Raw genomic sequence first — 15,729 nt, forward strand, 5'->3', positions numbered from 1 at the left:
CAGCGCGGTCACGCAACGTCCGGCAGACCTGCGATCAGCTTGTCCAAAGTGATCGGATAGTGGCGCACCCGCACGCCGGTCGCATTGTAGATGGCGTTTGCGATGGCCGCCGCTACCCCGCAAAGCCCGAGTTCGCCCACCCCTTTTGCCTTCATCGGCGAGGACATGGGATCGGTCTCGTCCATGAAGATGACCTCCTGATGCGGAATGTCGGCATGGACCGGAACCTCGTAACCGGCGAGGTCATGATTGACGAAGAAGCCGCGGCGGGCGTCAACGACCAGTTCCTCCGAAAGGACTGCGCCGGCACCCATCGTCATCGCACCGATCACCTGGCTGCGCGCCGTGATCGGGTTGAGGATCCGCCCGGCGGCGCAGACCGCCAGCATCCGGCGGATTCGTGTCTCGCCGGTGGCGACATCGACGCCCACCTCCACGAAATGCGCACCAAAGGTCGATTGTTGATGGGTCTTGGCAAGGTCGCCCCACTCCATCCTGTCCTCGCAAACCAGGCCCTTCGGGCCGGCCGCCTGCGCGAGAGGGACCGATCGGTTGCCGGAACGAACCTCGCCGTTTTCGAAGACGGCGTCGGCAGAATTGAAGCCGAGTTTCTTTGCGACGGCGGCCCGCAGCTTAACGCAGGCGGCGTAGACCCCTGATGTCGAGGAATTGGCGCCGAACTGTCCGCCCGACCCCGCAGAGATCGGAAATCTTGAATCTCCAAGCTGCACCGCGACCTTGTCCGTACCGACCCCCATCATTTCGGCGGCAGTCTGGGCAATGATCGTGTATGAGCCGGTGCCGATGTCGGTCATGTCGGTCTCGACCGTCACGAGACCCGTGTCGTCGAGTTTGACGCGCGCGCCCGAAGGAAAGACGAGATTGTCCCGGAACGCTGCCGCAACGCCGATACCAACCATAACATTTCCGTCGCGACGCTCACCGACGCGAGGGCGCTCTTTCCAGCCGAACCGGTCTGCACCAAGCTTCAGGCAGCCGATTAGGTCGCGATGGGAAAAGGGGCGCTTGGGGTTTTCGGGATCCACCTGGGTGTCGTTGACGATCCTGAATTCGACCGGATCCATCCCGAGTTTTTCGGCCATCTCGTCGATCGCAATCTCGAGCGCCATGAGGCCGGGCGCTTCGCCTGGCGCACGCATGGCATTGCCTTCCGGCAGATCAAGCGTTGCTAGGCGCATTGCCGTCATGCGGTTGGCGCCGGCATAAAGCAGACGCGTCTGGTTCACTGCGGTTTCGGGCTGGCCTCCCTTCTGATCTCCGGACCAGCTTTCATGCGCGATCGCGCTGATCCTTCCATCTTTTCCGGCCCCGATCCGAATGCGCTGGATGGTCGCCGGGCGATGGGTGGTATTGTTCATCACCAGGGGTCGCGGAAGCGCGACCTTGACGGGTCGCTCGACTGCCTTGGCCGCGAAGGCGGCAAGAACGGCATCCGCGCGCAGGAAGAGCTTGCCGCCGAACCCGCCGCCGATAAAGGGCGACATCAGATGGATCCTGTCCTTCTTGACGGCAAGCATTCTTGCAAGATCCGAGCGCCACCAGTCGATCATCTGGCTGGAGGTCCAGACGGTGACATCGCCGCCGTTCCATGCCGCGATCGAGGCATGCGGTTCCATCATGGCGTGCGACTGATCCGGCGTCCTGTAGGTCTCGTCAAGGGTGACGGCAGCAGCACGAAAGGCTGCCTCGAAGTCTCCGGTTGCAGTATCGGGCTTGACGCTGTCGTCCGGCTTCCTGGCCGAACCGCGCGCTTTCTCGAGATCGAAGTTGCCCCCCGCCTCTTGATAATCGACCTTCACCAGGGCGGCGGCGGCGCGCGCCTGTTCGAAAGTCTCGGCCACAACAACTGCGATGGCTTGATGATAGTGCTGGATCCTGTCGCCACCGAAGAGGGGCGCGGTATTGTATTTCCCTTTCTTGCGCTTGCCGACATCGAGGGTGGTCACGACGCCGAGGACACCGGGCGCCGATCTTGCGTCTGACGCGTCGATCGATTTGATGCGACCCTTGGCAATCGCCGACGCGACGGGATACCCGTAGGCATAGCCCATGTCCGGATCGTGCCACTCATAGGCATAGACCGCCCGCCCTGTCGTCTTAAGTTCCCCGTCGATCCGGTGGACCGGCTTTCCGACGACTTTCAGCTGGTCGATCGCATTCGTTGTTGCTGGCCTGTCGAACTTCATGGGTTTAGCTCCTTGCTTCAGCGAGGATGGCGGCAAGCGTGCGTTCGACGAGATCGACCTTGAACCGGTTCTGTTGCGTGGGATGTGCGTCGGCGAGGATGCCCGAGGCGGTCTCGCGGGAGCCCTTCGGCAAGCCCGCTTCGGCAGCCTCGACGCGCCACGGCTTGTGGGCAACGCCGCCCACCGCGATACGTCCCGTGCCGTCGGGCTGGATGACGGCCCCGACCGAGACGAGCGCAAAGGCATAGGAGGCGCGGTCGCGCACCTTGCGATAGATCTGAACGCCCCCGATCGGTGGCGGCAGCACGACCGAGGTGATGAATTCGCCGCGTTCGAGAACCGTTTCGATCTCGGGCGTATCGCCTGGCAAACGATGGAAGTCGGCAATTGCAATCGAGCGCTGACTGCCGTCGGCCTTCACCGTCTCGACCACGGCATCGAGCGCCCGCAGCGCGATCGCCATATCGCTCGGATGGGTCGCGATACAGCTCTTGCTCGTTCCGACGACTGCGTGCTGGCGGCTGAAGCCGCCGATCGCGGAACAGCCACTGCCCGGTTGCCGCTTGTTGCACGGTTGATTGGGGTCGTAGAAATAGGGACAGCGCGTCCGCTGCAACAGATTCCCGGCGATGGTCGCCTTGTTGCGAAGCTGGCCCGATGCGCCGGCAAGCAAGGCCCGTGAGAGCAGGGCATAATCGCGCCTGACGGTCTGGTCGGCGGCAAGGTCGGTGTTGCGCACGAGCGCGCCGATGCGCAGGCCCCCGTCCGGCGTTCTTTCGATCCGGTCGAGGCCAAGCCCGTTGACATCGATGAGATGGGTGGGTGTTTCGATCTCGAGCTTCATCAGATCGAGCAGGTTCGTGCCGCCGGCGATAAATCTGGCCCGGGGATTTTCGCCTGCAGCCTGAGCGGCGGAGTCCACCGAGGTGGCCCGTTCGAACGTGAAGGCCTTCATGCCTTGATCCCCCCGACCTCTGAAATCGCTTCGACGATGTTGGAATAGGCACCGCACCGACAGATATTGCCGCTCATGCGCTCTCGAAGCTCAGCGCTTGTAAACTGCACAGGTCCGACGAGATCGCCCGTGACATGGCTCGGGATATTGGCCTTCAGTTCTTCGAGAACCGCGACGGACGAACAGATCTGCCCGGGCGTGCAATAGCCGCACTGGAAACCGTCGTGCTTGACGAAGGCAGCCTGCATCGGATGAAGCTCGCCGGGTCGGCCAAGACCTTCGATCGTCGTGATCTCGTCGCCCTCGTGCATGACGGCAAGCGTCAGGCAGGCGTTGATGCGACGCCCGTCGACCAAGACGGTGCAGGCACCGCACTGCCCGTGATCGCAGCCCTTCTTCGTCCCGGTGAGGTGCAGATGCTCGCGAAGCGCATCGAGCAGCGTCGTCCTATTGTCAACATCGAGATCGTGTTTTTCTCCGTTGACGGCCAGCGAGACCTTAGATTTTACATCCATTGCTTTCCCCGATGATTGCGCCGCCGCCCGAACGGCGGTCCCGGTCACCGCAATCGTTGCGGCAGAGGAAATAAGCAGGTCTCGTCGCGAAAGTTCCAAATGCACCGGGTTCTGCATGTAAAGCTCCGTTAGTATCGGGGGACGGAGGCAGGCGCCTGGTTGGCGCGCGAAGCCGGGAGAAGAACGAAGAGTGCGCCCTCTTTGTTCAGCCTGAATGTTCACGGTCGATTGATCGGCACAGGATCCGTGTCCATTTCCGGTCGGTTCAGACCAAGTATTTTGTCCGGCCTTCTCACGGTTCGGATTATGCTGGTCATCATCAAGCGGATCGCGCTACGGATGTACGGATATGGTGCCTGGCGCAGTGACCATATCGCCCCGGTTGATACCCACCCCCCCGGCCATCAGCTCGCCGCATGAGCATCCCTCTAGCTACGCCACCGAATGCGCGATTGATCAGCTCGCGGAAGCAGTGGGAATGGATCCTGTTGAACTCCGCATTTACCATGGCCCTCAGCTGGATTGCGCATTTTGCTGAGGTTCACGTGGGGACCTCGACCGGGCGCGTGCGTGTCAAACACTTCGTCAGATCGCTGTTCATGCCCGCGCCTCGCGATCGTCATCCCTCTTTCAGCGGGCCCTCACCTGCCCTCCCGCCGATCACTTGCGATATCGATGAGTCAGGGAACCGGGTGGATTTTCTAGCGTCCCTAGCTGGAAGGCGAAGGGCTCGATGCTCTCGCCTTCCAGCTTATGGTTAAAAACCCCTTAAAACACAATGGGTTGCGGTGAACGAAACCAGAATACGCCGACGTCGCCCGTTCGTCGATGATTCGTTCCCGCTTTGATCAGAACGCCTCCCTCGAACCGTCGATGATGGCTGGTTTCGAGTTCATCGCCCCGGCCGCGCCAGCGACCGGGCGATATCGATGATGTCGTCACGCGCGGCGGTCGGATCTTCCCTGTTCCAGGCGACACCGAGCCCGATCTTGAAATCGACACCCCTCACCTTCTTCAACTCAAAGCCGCGGTTCGGCAGATCCTGCGTCCATTCCGGCACGAAGCCGATGCCGAGGCCGGCTGAGACCAGCGACACCAGCGAGAAGGTGTCGTCGCATGTATAAGTGACATTGTCGGTCAGATCGTGTTCCTCGAAGACGTCGGCAAAATATCGCTCGCTGTAGGACCGGTTATGGCGGGAAAACGAGATGATCTTCTCGGAGCGAAGGTCCTCAAGATCGATCTCGCTCTTCAACGACAGCGGGCTCTCCTTGGCCACTGCGAGCAGATAGCGCTCATAGGCAATCGAGAAGAAGCGAAGAGAGCCGATATTCTCCACCGGTCGGATGAAGCCGAGATTGATGCGGCCCGCCTCGATATGGCGGATGATGTCATCGGTGGTGCCGCTTTCGATATGCATGCGGATATCGGGATACTTCCTGCCGATGCGCGCCAGGAAGGACGGCAGCACGCCGACCGTGGCAGGATAGACCGTGCCGATCGCAATCTTCCGTGTTGTCTTGCCGGCGATAGAGCGGACGATCTCTTTCGACAGTTCCAACTCGCTGATCATCCTGACCGAGCGCTCGTAGAAGGAGGCCCCTGCCCGCGTCAGCTCGACCCGCCTAGTCGTTCGCAGCAACAGCTGCACGCCGAGCTCCTTCTCGAGCGCCAGGATCGCATCCGACAGGCCTGACTGGGTAATGTTCACCTTGGCCGCCGCACGACCGAAATGCAGCTCCTCGGCCACCGCAACGAAGTAGGATAGCTGGCGTAGTTCCATAGAAGTCACCTACCCTGCCAAAGCAGATCGTGTTCATAACGGCGCGACGACGCCGACGATGTGATAATATGTCGGTTATATCCCATGGATTAATGCAATGCAAGATGGTGGCCATGCGTCATGGACACTCGAGCGCGCATAGCCTGGAATTTGAGAAATCTCCGCTCACTGCGAAAAATTACGCAGGAGAATCTTGCCGTTGACGCTCAAGTGGACAGGACCGTTATTAGCGACTTGGAGAGAGGCAAGCATAACGCTTCAGTTGATCTGCTGGATCGGCTCGCCATCGCGTTATCTGCAGACATCTCGGTTTTCTTTTCCGAGCCAGAGACAGAGGTGAAACCGAAGCCGATGAGGGCGGGACGAAAGCCCAAACAGAATTGAAGGATGAAGCTCTTAGCTGGTGGTCGCCTTGATGGGATTAGAACCAGCGACTTGTTATTTGTGCCAGGGCAATAAGGGTTTCCGCAGCCCCCATCGAATTGGCCGGCGGATGACCGGTTGTGAACGCGACTTCACCTCTTTTTTCTTCTGTTGGGAAGAAACATCGTGGCAGCCAGGTTCTTGAGGCTCGTAGTCTAGCCAGTTGGCAACGCGTCGGGCCATTCCTGCGCCCCATGGAGGACGCGAAGAACCCGAACAGATGACTCCGCTACCGCGTACGCCGCGACATACGGCGTGCCAATGATTACCAGCTCGCGCGTGCCAGTAATTCTGCCAATGCGACCGCTCGCGGGAAAATCAATCAGACGACGAACGGCAGCAACGATCCGTTCGTCGACGAGGACGGCGGCTGAAGGATTATCTGCCTCGATATATGTGAAAATGGCGTCGCGATCCGATAACGCGAACGCAGGTAAGCTTCACGATCTGCGTGCATCCGATTTTAGGCGGGCTGCCGCTCGACGTTTCGCAAAATAGGCCTCGACTTCGTCATCCGAGACGTCCGGTCGAGTATCGTTCAAGGCTTCAAGTACCTTGGTCCGAAACCAAGCGTCATGAGTCTCGTTGCCTGAAAGGAGTTCGAGTGGCAGCGCACCCTCGTTGGCCGTCCGGGTGAGCAAGATACGAACGGCATCCGATACCGTGAGGCCCATGTTTTCAAGCACGGCAGAGGCGCGATCCCGGACTTCGGCATCGATGCGGGTTTGGACGAGTGCGTTCGCAGCTATAGCTATCTCCATCTTCAGCCTGAAAGTAATGCAGATGTATGACAAACGCAATGGCAGGTTTGGGGTCGGCTTCACTTGACCTTGCCCCCAAGTTTTATCCAGTTTTGAGTTCGCTCCAACGGTTTTGGGTTGCTGTATTCGGGGCGGTAGCGGCGGGTTGCGGTGCGGAGCCATTTCGGCTGCGCAGCACCGCATCACGTCGCGGGTTGATTGTCTGAGCGAACTCGGCAGGTGTCATCCAGCCGAGGCCGGAATGCGGTCGGTGATCGTTGTAATCGCTGCGCCAGTTTGAAAGCGCTGATCGAGCTTGGGTCAGTGACGAGAAGAGAGTTTCATTCAAGAACTCGTCTCGCAGCCGCCCATTGAAGCTTTCGATGAAGGCGTTCTGGATCGGCTTGCCCGGCGCGATGTAGTGCCATTCCACCTTGGTCCGATCCGTCCAATTCAGGATCGCATTGCTGGTGAACTCGCTGCCATTGTCGCTGACGATCATCTTTGGCTTGCCACGCCCCTCGATGATCCGGTCAAGCTCGCGTGCAACCCGCAGACCGGAAAGTGATGTATCGGCGACGAGTGCCAGGCATTCCCTGGTGCAATCGTCGACGACCGTCAGCACCCGGAACCTGCGACCGTCGGTGAGTTGATCCGATACGAAGTCCAGCGACCAACGATCATTGGCTGCCATCGGGACAAGCATCGGTGCTCGCGTGCCAATCGCTCGCTTGCGACCGCCGCGCTTGCGCACCGTCAGCTTCTCTTCCCGATAGAGCCGGAAGAGCCTCTTGTGGTTCACAATGTGGCCCTCGCGCCTGAGCAGCACGTGAATGCGTCGATATCCGAAGCGGCGACGTCCATGCGCCAACGCCTTCATTCGCTCGCGAAGGTCATGATCGTCGCTGCGGCTCGTTTCATAACGGATCGTCATCCGGCAAACGCCGATGGCTTTACACGCCCGCCGTTCACTCATCTGATGGTGGCTCATCAGATGCTTGACAGCGTTCCGCTTTGCTGCGGGCGTCACCACTTCTTTCCCAAAAGGTCTTTCAAAGCAGCATTGTCGAGCATGGCATCCGCCAGGAGCCGCTTCAGCTTCGTGTTCTCGTCCTCCAGGGTCTTCAACCGCTTGGCCTCGGACACGTCCATGCCGCCGAACTTGGCTTTCCACTTATAAATACTGGCATCGCTGACGCCGTGCTTGCGGCAAAGCTCCGCGACTGGCGTGCCCGCCTCGTGCTCCTTCAGAATGCCGATGATCTGTTCGTCTGTAAAACGCTTGCGCTTCATTCCCTGGTCCTCTCAATGGGCCAGAGCTTACTTCAAAATGGATTATTTCAACGGGGCAAGGTCACACTCACTCGCGGCACTTTTAAAGCTCTCGACCATATCGAACTCATTCACCCGGTAGAATGCTCCAGATCCGACCCCTTCGTCAAATTGGATAGCGATCTTCTTGCTAATCATCGTTTTCCAGTAAGTGGACTCGGGACTTTTCTATTTCATCGGCCGGTAGAATGCCGAACGTGCGATGGACAGCCGATTGATATTGCCTCTGGACGGCATCAACGCCCGCTGTGATCGCGGTTCTCCAAGATGGGCCTCTGCCCCATGCTTCGCGAAGAGCATCTGCCAGATCGCGGCCAGCTCCGGTTTCTTGCAGTGCCTCGAATAGCATTCCGGCCTGACGCAAGTCCTTTTCCTTCTTTGCCCTTCCACCGGCATCATCTTGACGCCGGCCAGCCACGATCAGTTTGTGGACAGCGAACCGTGTTGGATCGGGTACCACGACCGAGATACCGGCGCCATGTAGCAGGATCGTTCGCACCGGATCACGGATCAGGAAATCCATGTATCGGAGAGGTTCGGCAGCCGCGCCGCCAAGAGCGGGCATTTGCGCCGGTTGATCCGCGTAATCTTCCGATCCCCGGTTTGTCGTCAGGAACTCTACCCGGTAACCGGTGGAGTTGCGGAAGGCATTAGAGCGAGGGGAACCGGAGACATGGGGCACGGCGCGGAAGGACGGATCAATGGACTGAAGGAGAGCGACAATCGGCGGAATAGAATCCTCGGCCTCGCTAGAGATCGCATAATCTTGAGCCAGATCCGCGTCACCTGTCAGGATCGCTGCCATAGGCAACCGGGTCCCGAGGTGGGCCGCATAACATTGGAACGCGACTGTGCCGACGAGGACGCCACGGAGCCGAAACAAACCGGCCGATGCCAAGGCCTCAACGACTGTGCCCGTGAAGCGATCCGGAGCAATAAGACCAGCTTCGCGTGTCAATGCCGCCACCATCTTTCGCCGGTTCTGGTAATCGTCCTTTTCGCCCATGAAGGTTTCAACGCGGGTTGTGATCTCGTCATCGTCGGCGGGACCGACATAGCGCCGCTTTTGACCGCCTTTGCCGTCCGGTTGGTCAAAATACCAGTATGAGCGGTTATCGACCTTGACCGAGACAAAGCGACCAGTAGGCGGAAAATCCGCCGACCACTGCGCATCAAAAGTCCGTTGCTGCAGTTCCGCGACCATCGTCCGGAACATGAGATCGATCTGCTTCATTTGAGGCGTCCTATAACATTTTCTCAAATCTAGTATAGTCAACGGATTCGCGCAAGCGTCTGCCCGCTTCGCCCGGAAGACATAAAGCGAGCCGTTTAAACGGATCACTGCCGGCGTCGCGCACCAGCGACAGCAAGCTGTCCGGTCCTTTGCGGAAGTCGATGGGATGGCTGGCGAGGAACACCTTTACACCCGCGGGGATCATGCCGAACGAACCGCTCGGATAACGCGCTGCAGATGAGCCTCGTCGACATGCCCGCCTGCCCGCACGATAACATCCCCAATGATGATTTCCACGATGGGGTCGGGGCCGGATACAATGCCCTGCGGATATTCTGTCTCCGCTGCTTGCGCAGGCTCATCACTGCCCAACAGTTCTCTGCGCCAGCGATACAGCTGAGACGGCAGTATCCCGATTTGCCGTGCGACCGCCGAGACGTTCACACCCGGCTGACAGTCTTGCTCGATCGCAGTCGCCTTGAACTCGTCAGACCAAAACCGCCGCAACTGTCGCGGCGCGCCGTCAAGACGATCGGGCACAGCCTCAATCATCCGCATCAATCCAAGGCTAGCTGCAGGCCCAGACATAGATCCTCACAGTCAGAGAAGTCGTATGTCCGAGATACCCTGCACAGCATCAGCACCGCCAGATGGGGTCTCCTTGCCGCTTACCCTCGCTCATCGAAACGGCCAAGCTCAATGACATTGAGCCACTTGCCTATCTGGCCGACGTCATCACCAAAATCGTCAATGGCCACCCGAATAGTCAGCTCGACGACCTGTTGCCTTGGGCCTACGCCGATAGGCCACAAACCAAGCCCGTGGCCTGAGAACACCGCTTAGATGAATGCTGTGCGCCGGGCGCTCGAAGGCCGCAGCGGCGATCTTAAACGTCAATATGCGTCAGCTTATCCGGGTTTTTGACGATATAGATCGCGAAGATCTTACCGTCGCGAATGCCAAGAGCTGTTGTTTGAAGCACACCATTTGGATCAAGGCTTACATACCCCGGCAGGCCGTCTATAGTTGCGGTTCGCAGCAAGGTGGGCGGAGTCGCGGTCTTTCGCTGAGCGGAAACGAAGAGTCGCAGTGCACGTTCCAAGCCACGGATGACTTCTCGGAACGCCAGCACCTTGCCGCCGCCGTCGCTATGTATCTCGACATCGCGCGCGCGAGCAACGCCGAAAGCGCGGTGACATCGCCGTCACGCGAAGCAGCAAAAAAAGCGCGCGCAATTCCATCAGCCTCTACCGCCCCGACGCTGTATCGTGGTCGTGCATTCTTAACATTCTTGCGTGCGCGAGAAGCAAGTTGCCGAACGGCGGCAGGTTCACGATGAAGCACGACCGCGACCTCAGTCAGCGCCACGTCGAACACTTCGTGGAGCAGGAAGGCCGCTCGTTCTAGCGGCGAAAGTCGCTCCAACGCTAACATTAGCGTCACAGTGACATCGTCAGCAATGGCTTCTTGCGCATCAAGAGGCTCGACCAAAGGCTCTGGTAGCCATGGGCCGACATAGATCTCGCGGCGCGCTCGCGCCGACTTCATCCGATCAAGGCATAGTCGGGTGACGATGCGAGTGAGATAGGCGGTCGGAGTACGGACTTCGTCTTCAACGCGTACCCAACGCAACCACGCATCCTGCACGACATCTTCCGCCTCCGTGATCGACCCTAGCATCCGGTAGCTCAGACGCAGCAAGCGTTCGCGATCCAGTTCGAATTCTAAGGTTCTTTGGTCGCTAAGCGGCACATCAGCGCTCGCTTCATTGGCCATCGCCCTCTCGCGGATGTTATGAGACCGGTCCGTTGCGTTCCTGCCGTTGTGCCACATGCCACTTTCCTCACTCGATCGCCTGACTCGTGGACGAGCGAGTTCGTGCAAGTGTGACATGGCACATGCCAAAATAAAATCAGGTCGAGATGTCACGCATCCCGTCGCTGCGTCGTCACTCTAGCAGCGCCGGCTGTTGGCGCAACTCAAAGGAGACCATCATGAATGAGACGACGCGCCTCAACTGGTACGAGGTAGCACCCGCTGGAGCCAAGGCCTTGTTCGGCGTCCATCACTACGTCACACAGAACACGAATTTGCCTGAGGAACTTATCCATCTCGTGTTCCTGCGCGTATCGCAGATCAACGGCTGCGCACATTGTATCGACCTGCACACCCGCGATCTGCTGAAGACAATGGCAGCCGATAAGGTCGCTCTGGTCCCGGTATGGGAAGAGGTGCCGTATCTTTTCTCCGAACAGTACCGCGCGGCGCTGGCCTGGGCCGAGGAAGTGACGCTTGTCAGCGAGACACATGCTTCTGACCGAGCCTATGCTGCTGTCTCGGCAGTTTTCGGGCCTAAAGATTTGGTAGATCTTACAATCACGATCGCAGCTATGAACGCCTTCAATCGTCTAGGCGCGCCATTCCGACTTCCGGTGAAGGCGCAGCCCCGAAAAAGCGCTGGCGCTGTTGCTTAGCCGCGACTGCACCACTGTGCTTATGAATCGGTTGCTTGCAGGCCTCGCTTGCTTGCAGCTTTACGACCGGGATGGGGTGAAACAGGTCCTTCATCAACGCGTAAAGGCTCGTCCCGGTCGGTGCATTCATGCCATCAATCAAGCAGCGATAGTAATCGGAACGATCTCTCGCGGTTAGTCAATGTGGGAGGAAAACACCGCTTACGACGATGCTCGGCTCGCGCAGCGCGTGCTCCGACAGCATCTGAGAGCAATCACTCTGTGATTGCTCTGGTATCGGCCAGGCAGTGTTTCCTCTCATCCATGGGACCAATAAGATTTCGAAATAGCGAGGAGCCTTCAGTTGAGAAGCTCAGGCCTTCGAGCAATTTCGCGGCTGTGCCCTTGAGAACGTCTAGCGTGCTCACCGACGCTTCGGCCCTTGTCGTCGCCCGGGAGAGGATAAAATCCTCCGGGGTTACAAAGTTGCTCGATCAGGTCCATAACGTCAGCTGCCGTGGAAGGTTGGAACCAAGCGACCATCAATATTCCCAACGATCTAAAGATATGTCTCAGGCAGACCAGTATGAAGCGTCCTCGTCAGCACAGCTTCGGGGCTTTGTCCACGAGAACCGACCTCACGCCAATAGATAGGGGCTACGTCGGCAGCGTACGCGTCAGGATCGCGGCCATAGGGAGAACGACCGGAACGAACCAGAAGCTTGACCCGCTCAGCAAAGCGCCGGCAAAACTCATCTTCCGTGGCGACTCCCCGCATGCAGGTAGCCTTCAGTTTAACCTTCTTTTTCCTGAGATAATCGACGCCCTCTTTTGGGTCAAGTATGGCTCCCAGCCCCGCGACTTCGTTACAGAACAGGTAAGAATTCCTTATTAAATTGACGGAGCAACCTCGCAACTTTGCAAGCTTATAACAAGGATCGTGCCGGCAGCACGATCCTTCTTCGTTAACTGGAAGCTTGATCAAGGCGCGGCCTTTGCGAACATCGGGTAATGATCTATCAGCCGCAGAAAGTCACATTCTCAAATAAATCCCTATGACCCCGCACCGATCTTCCGCATCGATGCGTTATTTTCGGCAAGGGCTGGCTCGTAGCCAGCACATGCCTTGAGCAATCGCTGTTGGAAGACCTTCTGAAGGTCTCTCACTTAAGACGTGGCGCCGCTTGCATTTCGCGCATGGAGCGAACCCACATGAATGGGGTCAGCGTCACTGAGGGGACGTGAAGGCGTTGTGAACTACAAGCTCTTGAAGGGATCAGAACCGCACATCATGCTATTTGGATCGGCTCAACGTCAGCCTTGAGATGCAAGGTAGATCAATAATTTAGCGTTCCGTCGATACCAGTCTTTCTGGCACCGCCGACGTGAACGCTTTCATTCTCATCTACCTTGACTTTGATCCGCCCATTTCGGCCAATGCAACGCCCTTGGGCCGGGCCGCGACATACTCCTTGTCTGGAATCTCAACTGTTACGCGGGCATATCCCACGGATTCATGAGCATCACCCCTATGCCATCGAAATCCTTAACGTTTCGCGTAACCAGTGTCATGCGCCGGGTGAAGGCTACCGCAGCAATGTAGGCGTCATTGATCGGCTTGGGATTGGGAACATGCCATTTCGCTGCCTGAACGGCCGACGCCTCGTCCAGCGGCAGAATGCGGCCGGAAAATGCCGTGAGGACGATATTTTCCAGCCAGTCGCGCAGCACCTTGCCTGCGACTGCGTCATTATGTTCGACCAGCCGGACGCCAATCTCTAGCTCGTGCAGAACCACGGATGAAATAAAGCATTCGGCCGGATCGACTGTTTCGTTCCAGACCACGACATTGGGGTCGGCCTTGCCGCTCGCGACCTTGCGGAGCTCGGACACGACGTTGGTATCGAGCAACAGCATCAGGAAAGGTCAACCGGCCTGGCATATTCAGTACGCTGCGGGAGCGGCAAATCAACGTCATCCGCACCTGGCGCTGCCAGCATATCACCGAGAGTCCGCATTTTGCCGGTAAGCCGCTTGTACTCATCGAACGACAAGAGGACGTGCGCGGGGCGTCCCCTGTCAGTGATGATCACAGGCCCTTCCTGCGCGGCCCGCTTCGCGCGCCCAAGATCCTGATTGAGTTCACGGCCTGAAAGCATGGTGACGGTCATGGTAAGCTCCAAAGTTCGTGACCTCGAGATTTGTGGTTACGTAACTACATTAATTCACGGAAGCCGGAAACGCAAGGGGAGCGGTGCAACGGCTCGTCTTTGTCGTCGGGACGGCAGGCTTTGAAATTATGTCGACCCAAGCTTAGTGACTGAAATAAAGGCGCAGAGCAGTCGTTCCGCACTTGGCTGTAGGGCCACTTTTCAAAGACCCACCCACAGTCGGTAAAATCGGATCCGCTGATGTGAAGGGATACGAACTTTCAGTGCAAAAAGCGAGCTCGACGCGCGTTTGAAACTACGAACTTTTGAGGGGCTTGGGTTTGCAAACAGCGTCATGACCAGATGGGCGGCGATCCGATAAAGGCCTTGAGCCTCTCTGTGAACACTCGAACCTTCGCCGATGGCTCATGCAGTGCGCGCAGCAGGTGGATACCCGGAGGCTTGTGGTTCCATGGCTCGTCATCCAACAAAATGCGGATCAGTTCACCTGCCTTGATGGACGGTCCTGACACCCAGGCCGGAAGAAGGGCGATCCCCATCCCAGCGATTGCCGCACTATTTAACGCCTCGAAATCGTCCGAGCGGAAGGCGACGCAGTCGCAGACCTTATCGCTGGCCGGGCTGCCCAGCAGATCCGACCAGCCCAACAGATCATTGTCGTGAAGCTTGTCGAGCAGTCTGTGTCTCCTAAGGTCTTCTGATGACTGCGGCATCCCGAAGCGTGCGAGATAGCCCGGGCTTGCGGCCAGGACCCGCGTCAGGGGCGCGATCTTTGTGGCGATCAGCGAGCTGTCTTGAAGCTCCCCCATGCGGATGACCAGATCGAGTCTTTCGGCCACGGGATCCGCGAGGCGCTCCGTCAGATCGAGTTCGACTTTGAGTGCAGGGTATTCGAAAATCAACGGACCCAGGATCGGAATAATGTACCGTTTGCCGAACGTTGGAAAACAGGCAATCCGCAGGGTGCCGCCGACAGCACCGTCGAACGCGGCAACTTCAGCATGAGTGTCGGCCAGGTCATCGAGCAGACGTTGAGCGCGCTCATAGAGATGCCGGCCCGCATCGGTCATGGAAAGGGCCCGGGTGGAACGGATCAACAGTGGAACGCCAAGGTCCTGCTCGAGTGCATCGATCTGACGAACGATCGCGGACGGCGTTACGGCACGCCGCCGGGAGGCAGCTGAAAAGCTCCCGGAGCGGACAACCTCAACGTAAACGGCCAGATGTTCGGCAAAGCGTGGATCTCTCATCTTTGCCTACAGCGCAAAACGGTTTCGAGCATTGAAGTCGTTATCATTAAAGAACATCCGGAGCACATTCCTTCTCGTCAACAGGGCGGTTGTCTAAGCCCGTCACTCAACAGAAGGAAGTACAAAGTGGTCAAGGTTCTCGAAACAATTCTCTCGCAGTCGGCATATTCGGCCGAGATCGATGTCCCCTTCGAAAAGATCGACATCGCTGATTGGCTCTTCACGCTGCCGGAAGCTGAATATCTGCGCTGCTGCGCGCCAGATCATATCGCAGCCGGTGTCACGTGGACGGATGATGGGCGTCGCATGTCGATCAACGTCGAACAGATCGGCTCCGGGCTGGTCGTCCAGCACTATGTCGCCGAGGTCGCCGAGGCTGCCTATTGCCGCATGAACTCCATCTCGGATGTGTTCACAGCGAACGGCCGCACGCAGGTCAACGTGGTCTGGGAACTGATCGCCGAGAAGATCGACGAAAACCGGACGCGCTACACCAACCGCGTAACCGCGCATCCGACGGATGCCTTCATGACCTTTTTGGAAGAGCACGGCGTCACTTACGAGGACTCAGCCGCCGCCCGGCAGGCGGCCGGTGGTGACCACAATCGACGCGAAACGCCGCTGTTCGCCGCAAGCATCGCACGCCGTGCTCTCGCCAGGTAAGGA

General features: G+C 58.4%; 15 protein-coding genes and 2 pseudogenes. 4 read left to right on the forward strand and 13 right to left on the reverse strand.

Annotated elements, in window-relative coordinates:
• Positions 1–8: 8 nt before the first annotated feature.
• The 4 genes from LVY75_33245 to LVY75_33260 form a co-directional block, all read right to left on the reverse strand.
• Positions 9–2,207, reverse strand: a complete 2,199-nt coding sequence (locus LVY75_33245) for a xanthine dehydrogenase family protein molybdopterin-binding subunit (protein ID XAZ26170.1) — start codon at positions 2,205–2,207, stop codon at positions 9–11.
• A 4-nt stretch (positions 2,208–2,211) separates the two neighbouring features.
• On the reverse strand, positions 2,212–3,162 hold the full coding sequence (locus LVY75_33250; GenBank protein XAZ26171.1) for a xanthine dehydrogenase family protein subunit M: 951 nt from the start codon (positions 3,160–3,162) through the stop codon (positions 2,212–2,214).
• Complete coding sequence (gene paoA / locus LVY75_33255; protein XAZ26172.1) at positions 3,159–3,794, reverse strand: aldehyde dehydrogenase iron-sulfur subunit; 636 nt, start codon at positions 3,792–3,794, stop codon at positions 3,159–3,161. Before paoA ends, LVY75_33250 begins: the two co-directional genes overlap by 4 nt.
• A 775-nt stretch (positions 3,795–4,569) precedes the next feature.
• Positions 4,570–5,460 carry a LysR family transcriptional regulator gene (locus tag LVY75_33260; GenBank protein XAZ26173.1) on the reverse strand — a complete coding sequence of 297 codons (891 nt, stop codon included), beginning with the start codon at positions 5,458–5,460 and terminating at the stop codon, positions 4,570–4,572.
• A 120-nt stretch (positions 5,461–5,580) separates the two neighbouring features.
• On the opposite strand from LVY75_33260, the gene LVY75_33265 reads away from it, so the two are divergent.
• Positions 5,581–5,844, forward strand: a complete 264-nt coding sequence (locus LVY75_33265; GenBank protein ID XAZ26174.1) for a helix-turn-helix domain-containing protein — start codon at positions 5,581–5,583, stop codon at positions 5,842–5,844.
• 194 nt (positions 5,845–6,038) lie between these two features.
• Here the strand turns inward: LVY75_33265 and LVY75_33270 are convergent, their stop codons facing one another.
• The 5 genes from LVY75_33270 to LVY75_33290 form a co-directional block, all read right to left on the reverse strand.
• Positions 6,039–6,287, reverse strand: coding sequence for a type II toxin-antitoxin system RelE/ParE family toxin (locus LVY75_33270; GenBank protein XAZ26357.1), 249 nt, complete (start codon positions 6,285–6,287; stop codon positions 6,039–6,041).
• 36 nt (positions 6,288–6,323) lie between these two features.
• A complete protein-coding gene (locus tag LVY75_33275; GenBank protein ID XAZ26358.1) occupies positions 6,324–6,632 on the reverse strand; it encodes a type II toxin-antitoxin system RelB/DinJ family antitoxin in 309 nt (102 codons plus the stop codon).
• Positions 6,633–6,726: 94 nt separating this feature from the next.
• Positions 6,727–7,916, reverse strand: a protein-coding gene (locus tag LVY75_33280; protein ID XAZ26175.1) for an IS3 family transposase whose coding sequence is annotated in 2 segments (ribosomal slippage) — positions 6,727–7,667 and positions 7,667–7,916 — 1,191 coding nt in all. Because the reading frame shifts where the segments join, the coding sequence is not laid out codon by codon here.
• A 169-nt stretch (positions 7,917–8,085) separates the two neighbouring features.
• Entirely contained in the window at positions 8,086–9,189 is a 1,104-nt protein-coding gene (locus tag LVY75_33285) for a hypothetical protein (protein XAZ26176.1), read from the reverse strand.
• 201 nt (positions 9,190–9,390) lie between these two features.
• Positions 9,391–9,741 carry a transposase gene (locus tag LVY75_33290; protein ID XAZ26177.1) on the reverse strand — a complete coding sequence of 117 codons (351 nt, stop codon included), beginning with the start codon at positions 9,739–9,741 and terminating at the stop codon, positions 9,391–9,393.
• A 116-nt stretch (positions 9,742–9,857) separates the two neighbouring features.
• Here LVY75_33290 and LVY75_33295 point away from each other — a divergent pair.
• Positions 9,858–10,019, forward strand: a pseudogene (locus LVY75_33295) (transposase domain-containing protein).
• 56 nt (positions 10,020–10,075) lie between these two features.
• Here LVY75_33295 and LVY75_33300 read toward each other — a convergent pair.
• A pseudogene (locus LVY75_33300) lies at positions 10,076–10,965 on the reverse strand (sigma-70 family RNA polymerase sigma factor).
• Between the two features lie 218 nt (positions 10,966–11,183).
• Here LVY75_33300 and LVY75_33305 point away from each other — a divergent pair.
• On the forward strand, positions 11,184–11,663 hold the full coding sequence (locus LVY75_33305) for a carboxymuconolactone decarboxylase family protein (protein XAZ26178.1): 480 nt from the start codon (positions 11,184–11,186) through the stop codon (positions 11,661–11,663).
• Between the two features lie 1,470 nt (positions 11,664–13,133).
• Here LVY75_33305 and LVY75_33310 read toward each other — a convergent pair.
• From LVY75_33310 to LVY75_33320, 3 genes are all read right to left on the reverse strand, one after another.
• On the reverse strand, positions 13,134–13,559 hold the full coding sequence (locus LVY75_33310) for a type II toxin-antitoxin system VapC family toxin (protein XAZ26179.1): 426 nt from the start codon (positions 13,557–13,559) through the stop codon (positions 13,134–13,136).
• A complete protein-coding gene (locus LVY75_33315) occupies positions 13,559–13,813 on the reverse strand; it encodes a type II toxin-antitoxin system Phd/YefM family antitoxin (protein XAZ26180.1) in 255 nt (84 codons plus the stop codon). Before LVY75_33315 ends, LVY75_33310 begins: the two co-directional genes overlap by 1 nt.
• 332 nt (positions 13,814–14,145) lie before the next feature.
• A complete protein-coding gene (locus LVY75_33320; protein XAZ26181.1) occupies positions 14,146–15,063 on the reverse strand; it encodes a LysR family transcriptional regulator in 918 nt (305 codons plus the stop codon).
• 126 nt (positions 15,064–15,189) lie between these two features.
• Here LVY75_33320 and LVY75_33325 point away from each other — a divergent pair, with 126 nt between their 5' ends.
• Positions 15,190–15,726, forward strand: a complete 537-nt coding sequence (locus tag LVY75_33325) for a hypothetical protein (GenBank protein ID XAZ26359.1) — start codon at positions 15,190–15,192, stop codon at positions 15,724–15,726.
• Positions 15,727–15,729: the final 3 nt, after the last annotated feature.

It is taken from the genome of Sinorhizobium sp. B11 (assembly GCA_039725955.1).
Lineage (GTDB): Bacteria > Pseudomonadota > Alphaproteobacteria > Rhizobiales > Rhizobiaceae > Rhizobium.

What these genes read in the sequence shown, in the direction of transcription:
- LVY75_33310 (XAZ26179.1), bottom strand. Translation starts at nt 13,559, where the DNA reads ATGCTGTTGCTCGATACCAACGTCGTGTCCGAGCTCCGCAAGGTCGCG.
- LVY75_33260 (XAZ26173.1), bottom strand. Translation starts at nt 5,460, where the DNA reads ATGGAACTACGCCAGCTATCCTACTTCGTTGCGGTGGCCGAGGAGCTG.
- LVY75_33250 (XAZ26171.1), bottom strand. Translation starts at nt 3,162, where the DNA reads ATGAAGGCCTTCACGTTCGAACGGGCCACCTCGGTGGACTCCGCCGCT.
- LVY75_33315 (XAZ26180.1), bottom strand. Translation starts at nt 13,813, where the DNA reads ATGACCGTCACCATGCTTTCAGGCCGTGAACTCAATCAGGATCTTGGG.
- LVY75_33245 (XAZ26170.1), bottom strand. Translation starts at nt 2,207, where the DNA reads ATGAAGTTCGACAGGCCAGCAACAACGAATGCGATCGACCAGCTGAAA.
- LVY75_33320 (XAZ26181.1), bottom strand. Translation starts at nt 15,063, where the DNA reads ATGAGAGATCCACGCTTTGCCGAACATCTGGCCGTTTACGTTGAGGTT.
- LVY75_33265 (XAZ26174.1), top strand. Translation starts at nt 5,581, where the DNA reads ATGGACACTCGAGCGCGCATAGCCTGGAATTTGAGAAATCTCCGCTCA.
- LVY75_33290 (XAZ26177.1), bottom strand. Translation starts at nt 9,741, where the DNA reads ATGATTGAGGCTGTGCCCGATCGTCTTGACGGCGCGCCGCGACAGTTG.
- LVY75_33285 (XAZ26176.1), bottom strand. Translation starts at nt 9,189, where the DNA reads ATGAAGCAGATCGATCTCATGTTCCGGACGATGGTCGCGGAACTGCAG.
- paoA (XAZ26172.1), bottom strand. Translation starts at nt 3,794, where the DNA reads ATGCAGAACCCGGTGCATTTGGAACTTTCGCGACGAGACCTGCTTATT.
- LVY75_33305 (XAZ26178.1), top strand. Translation starts at nt 11,184, where the DNA reads ATGAATGAGACGACGCGCCTCAACTGGTACGAGGTAGCACCCGCTGGA.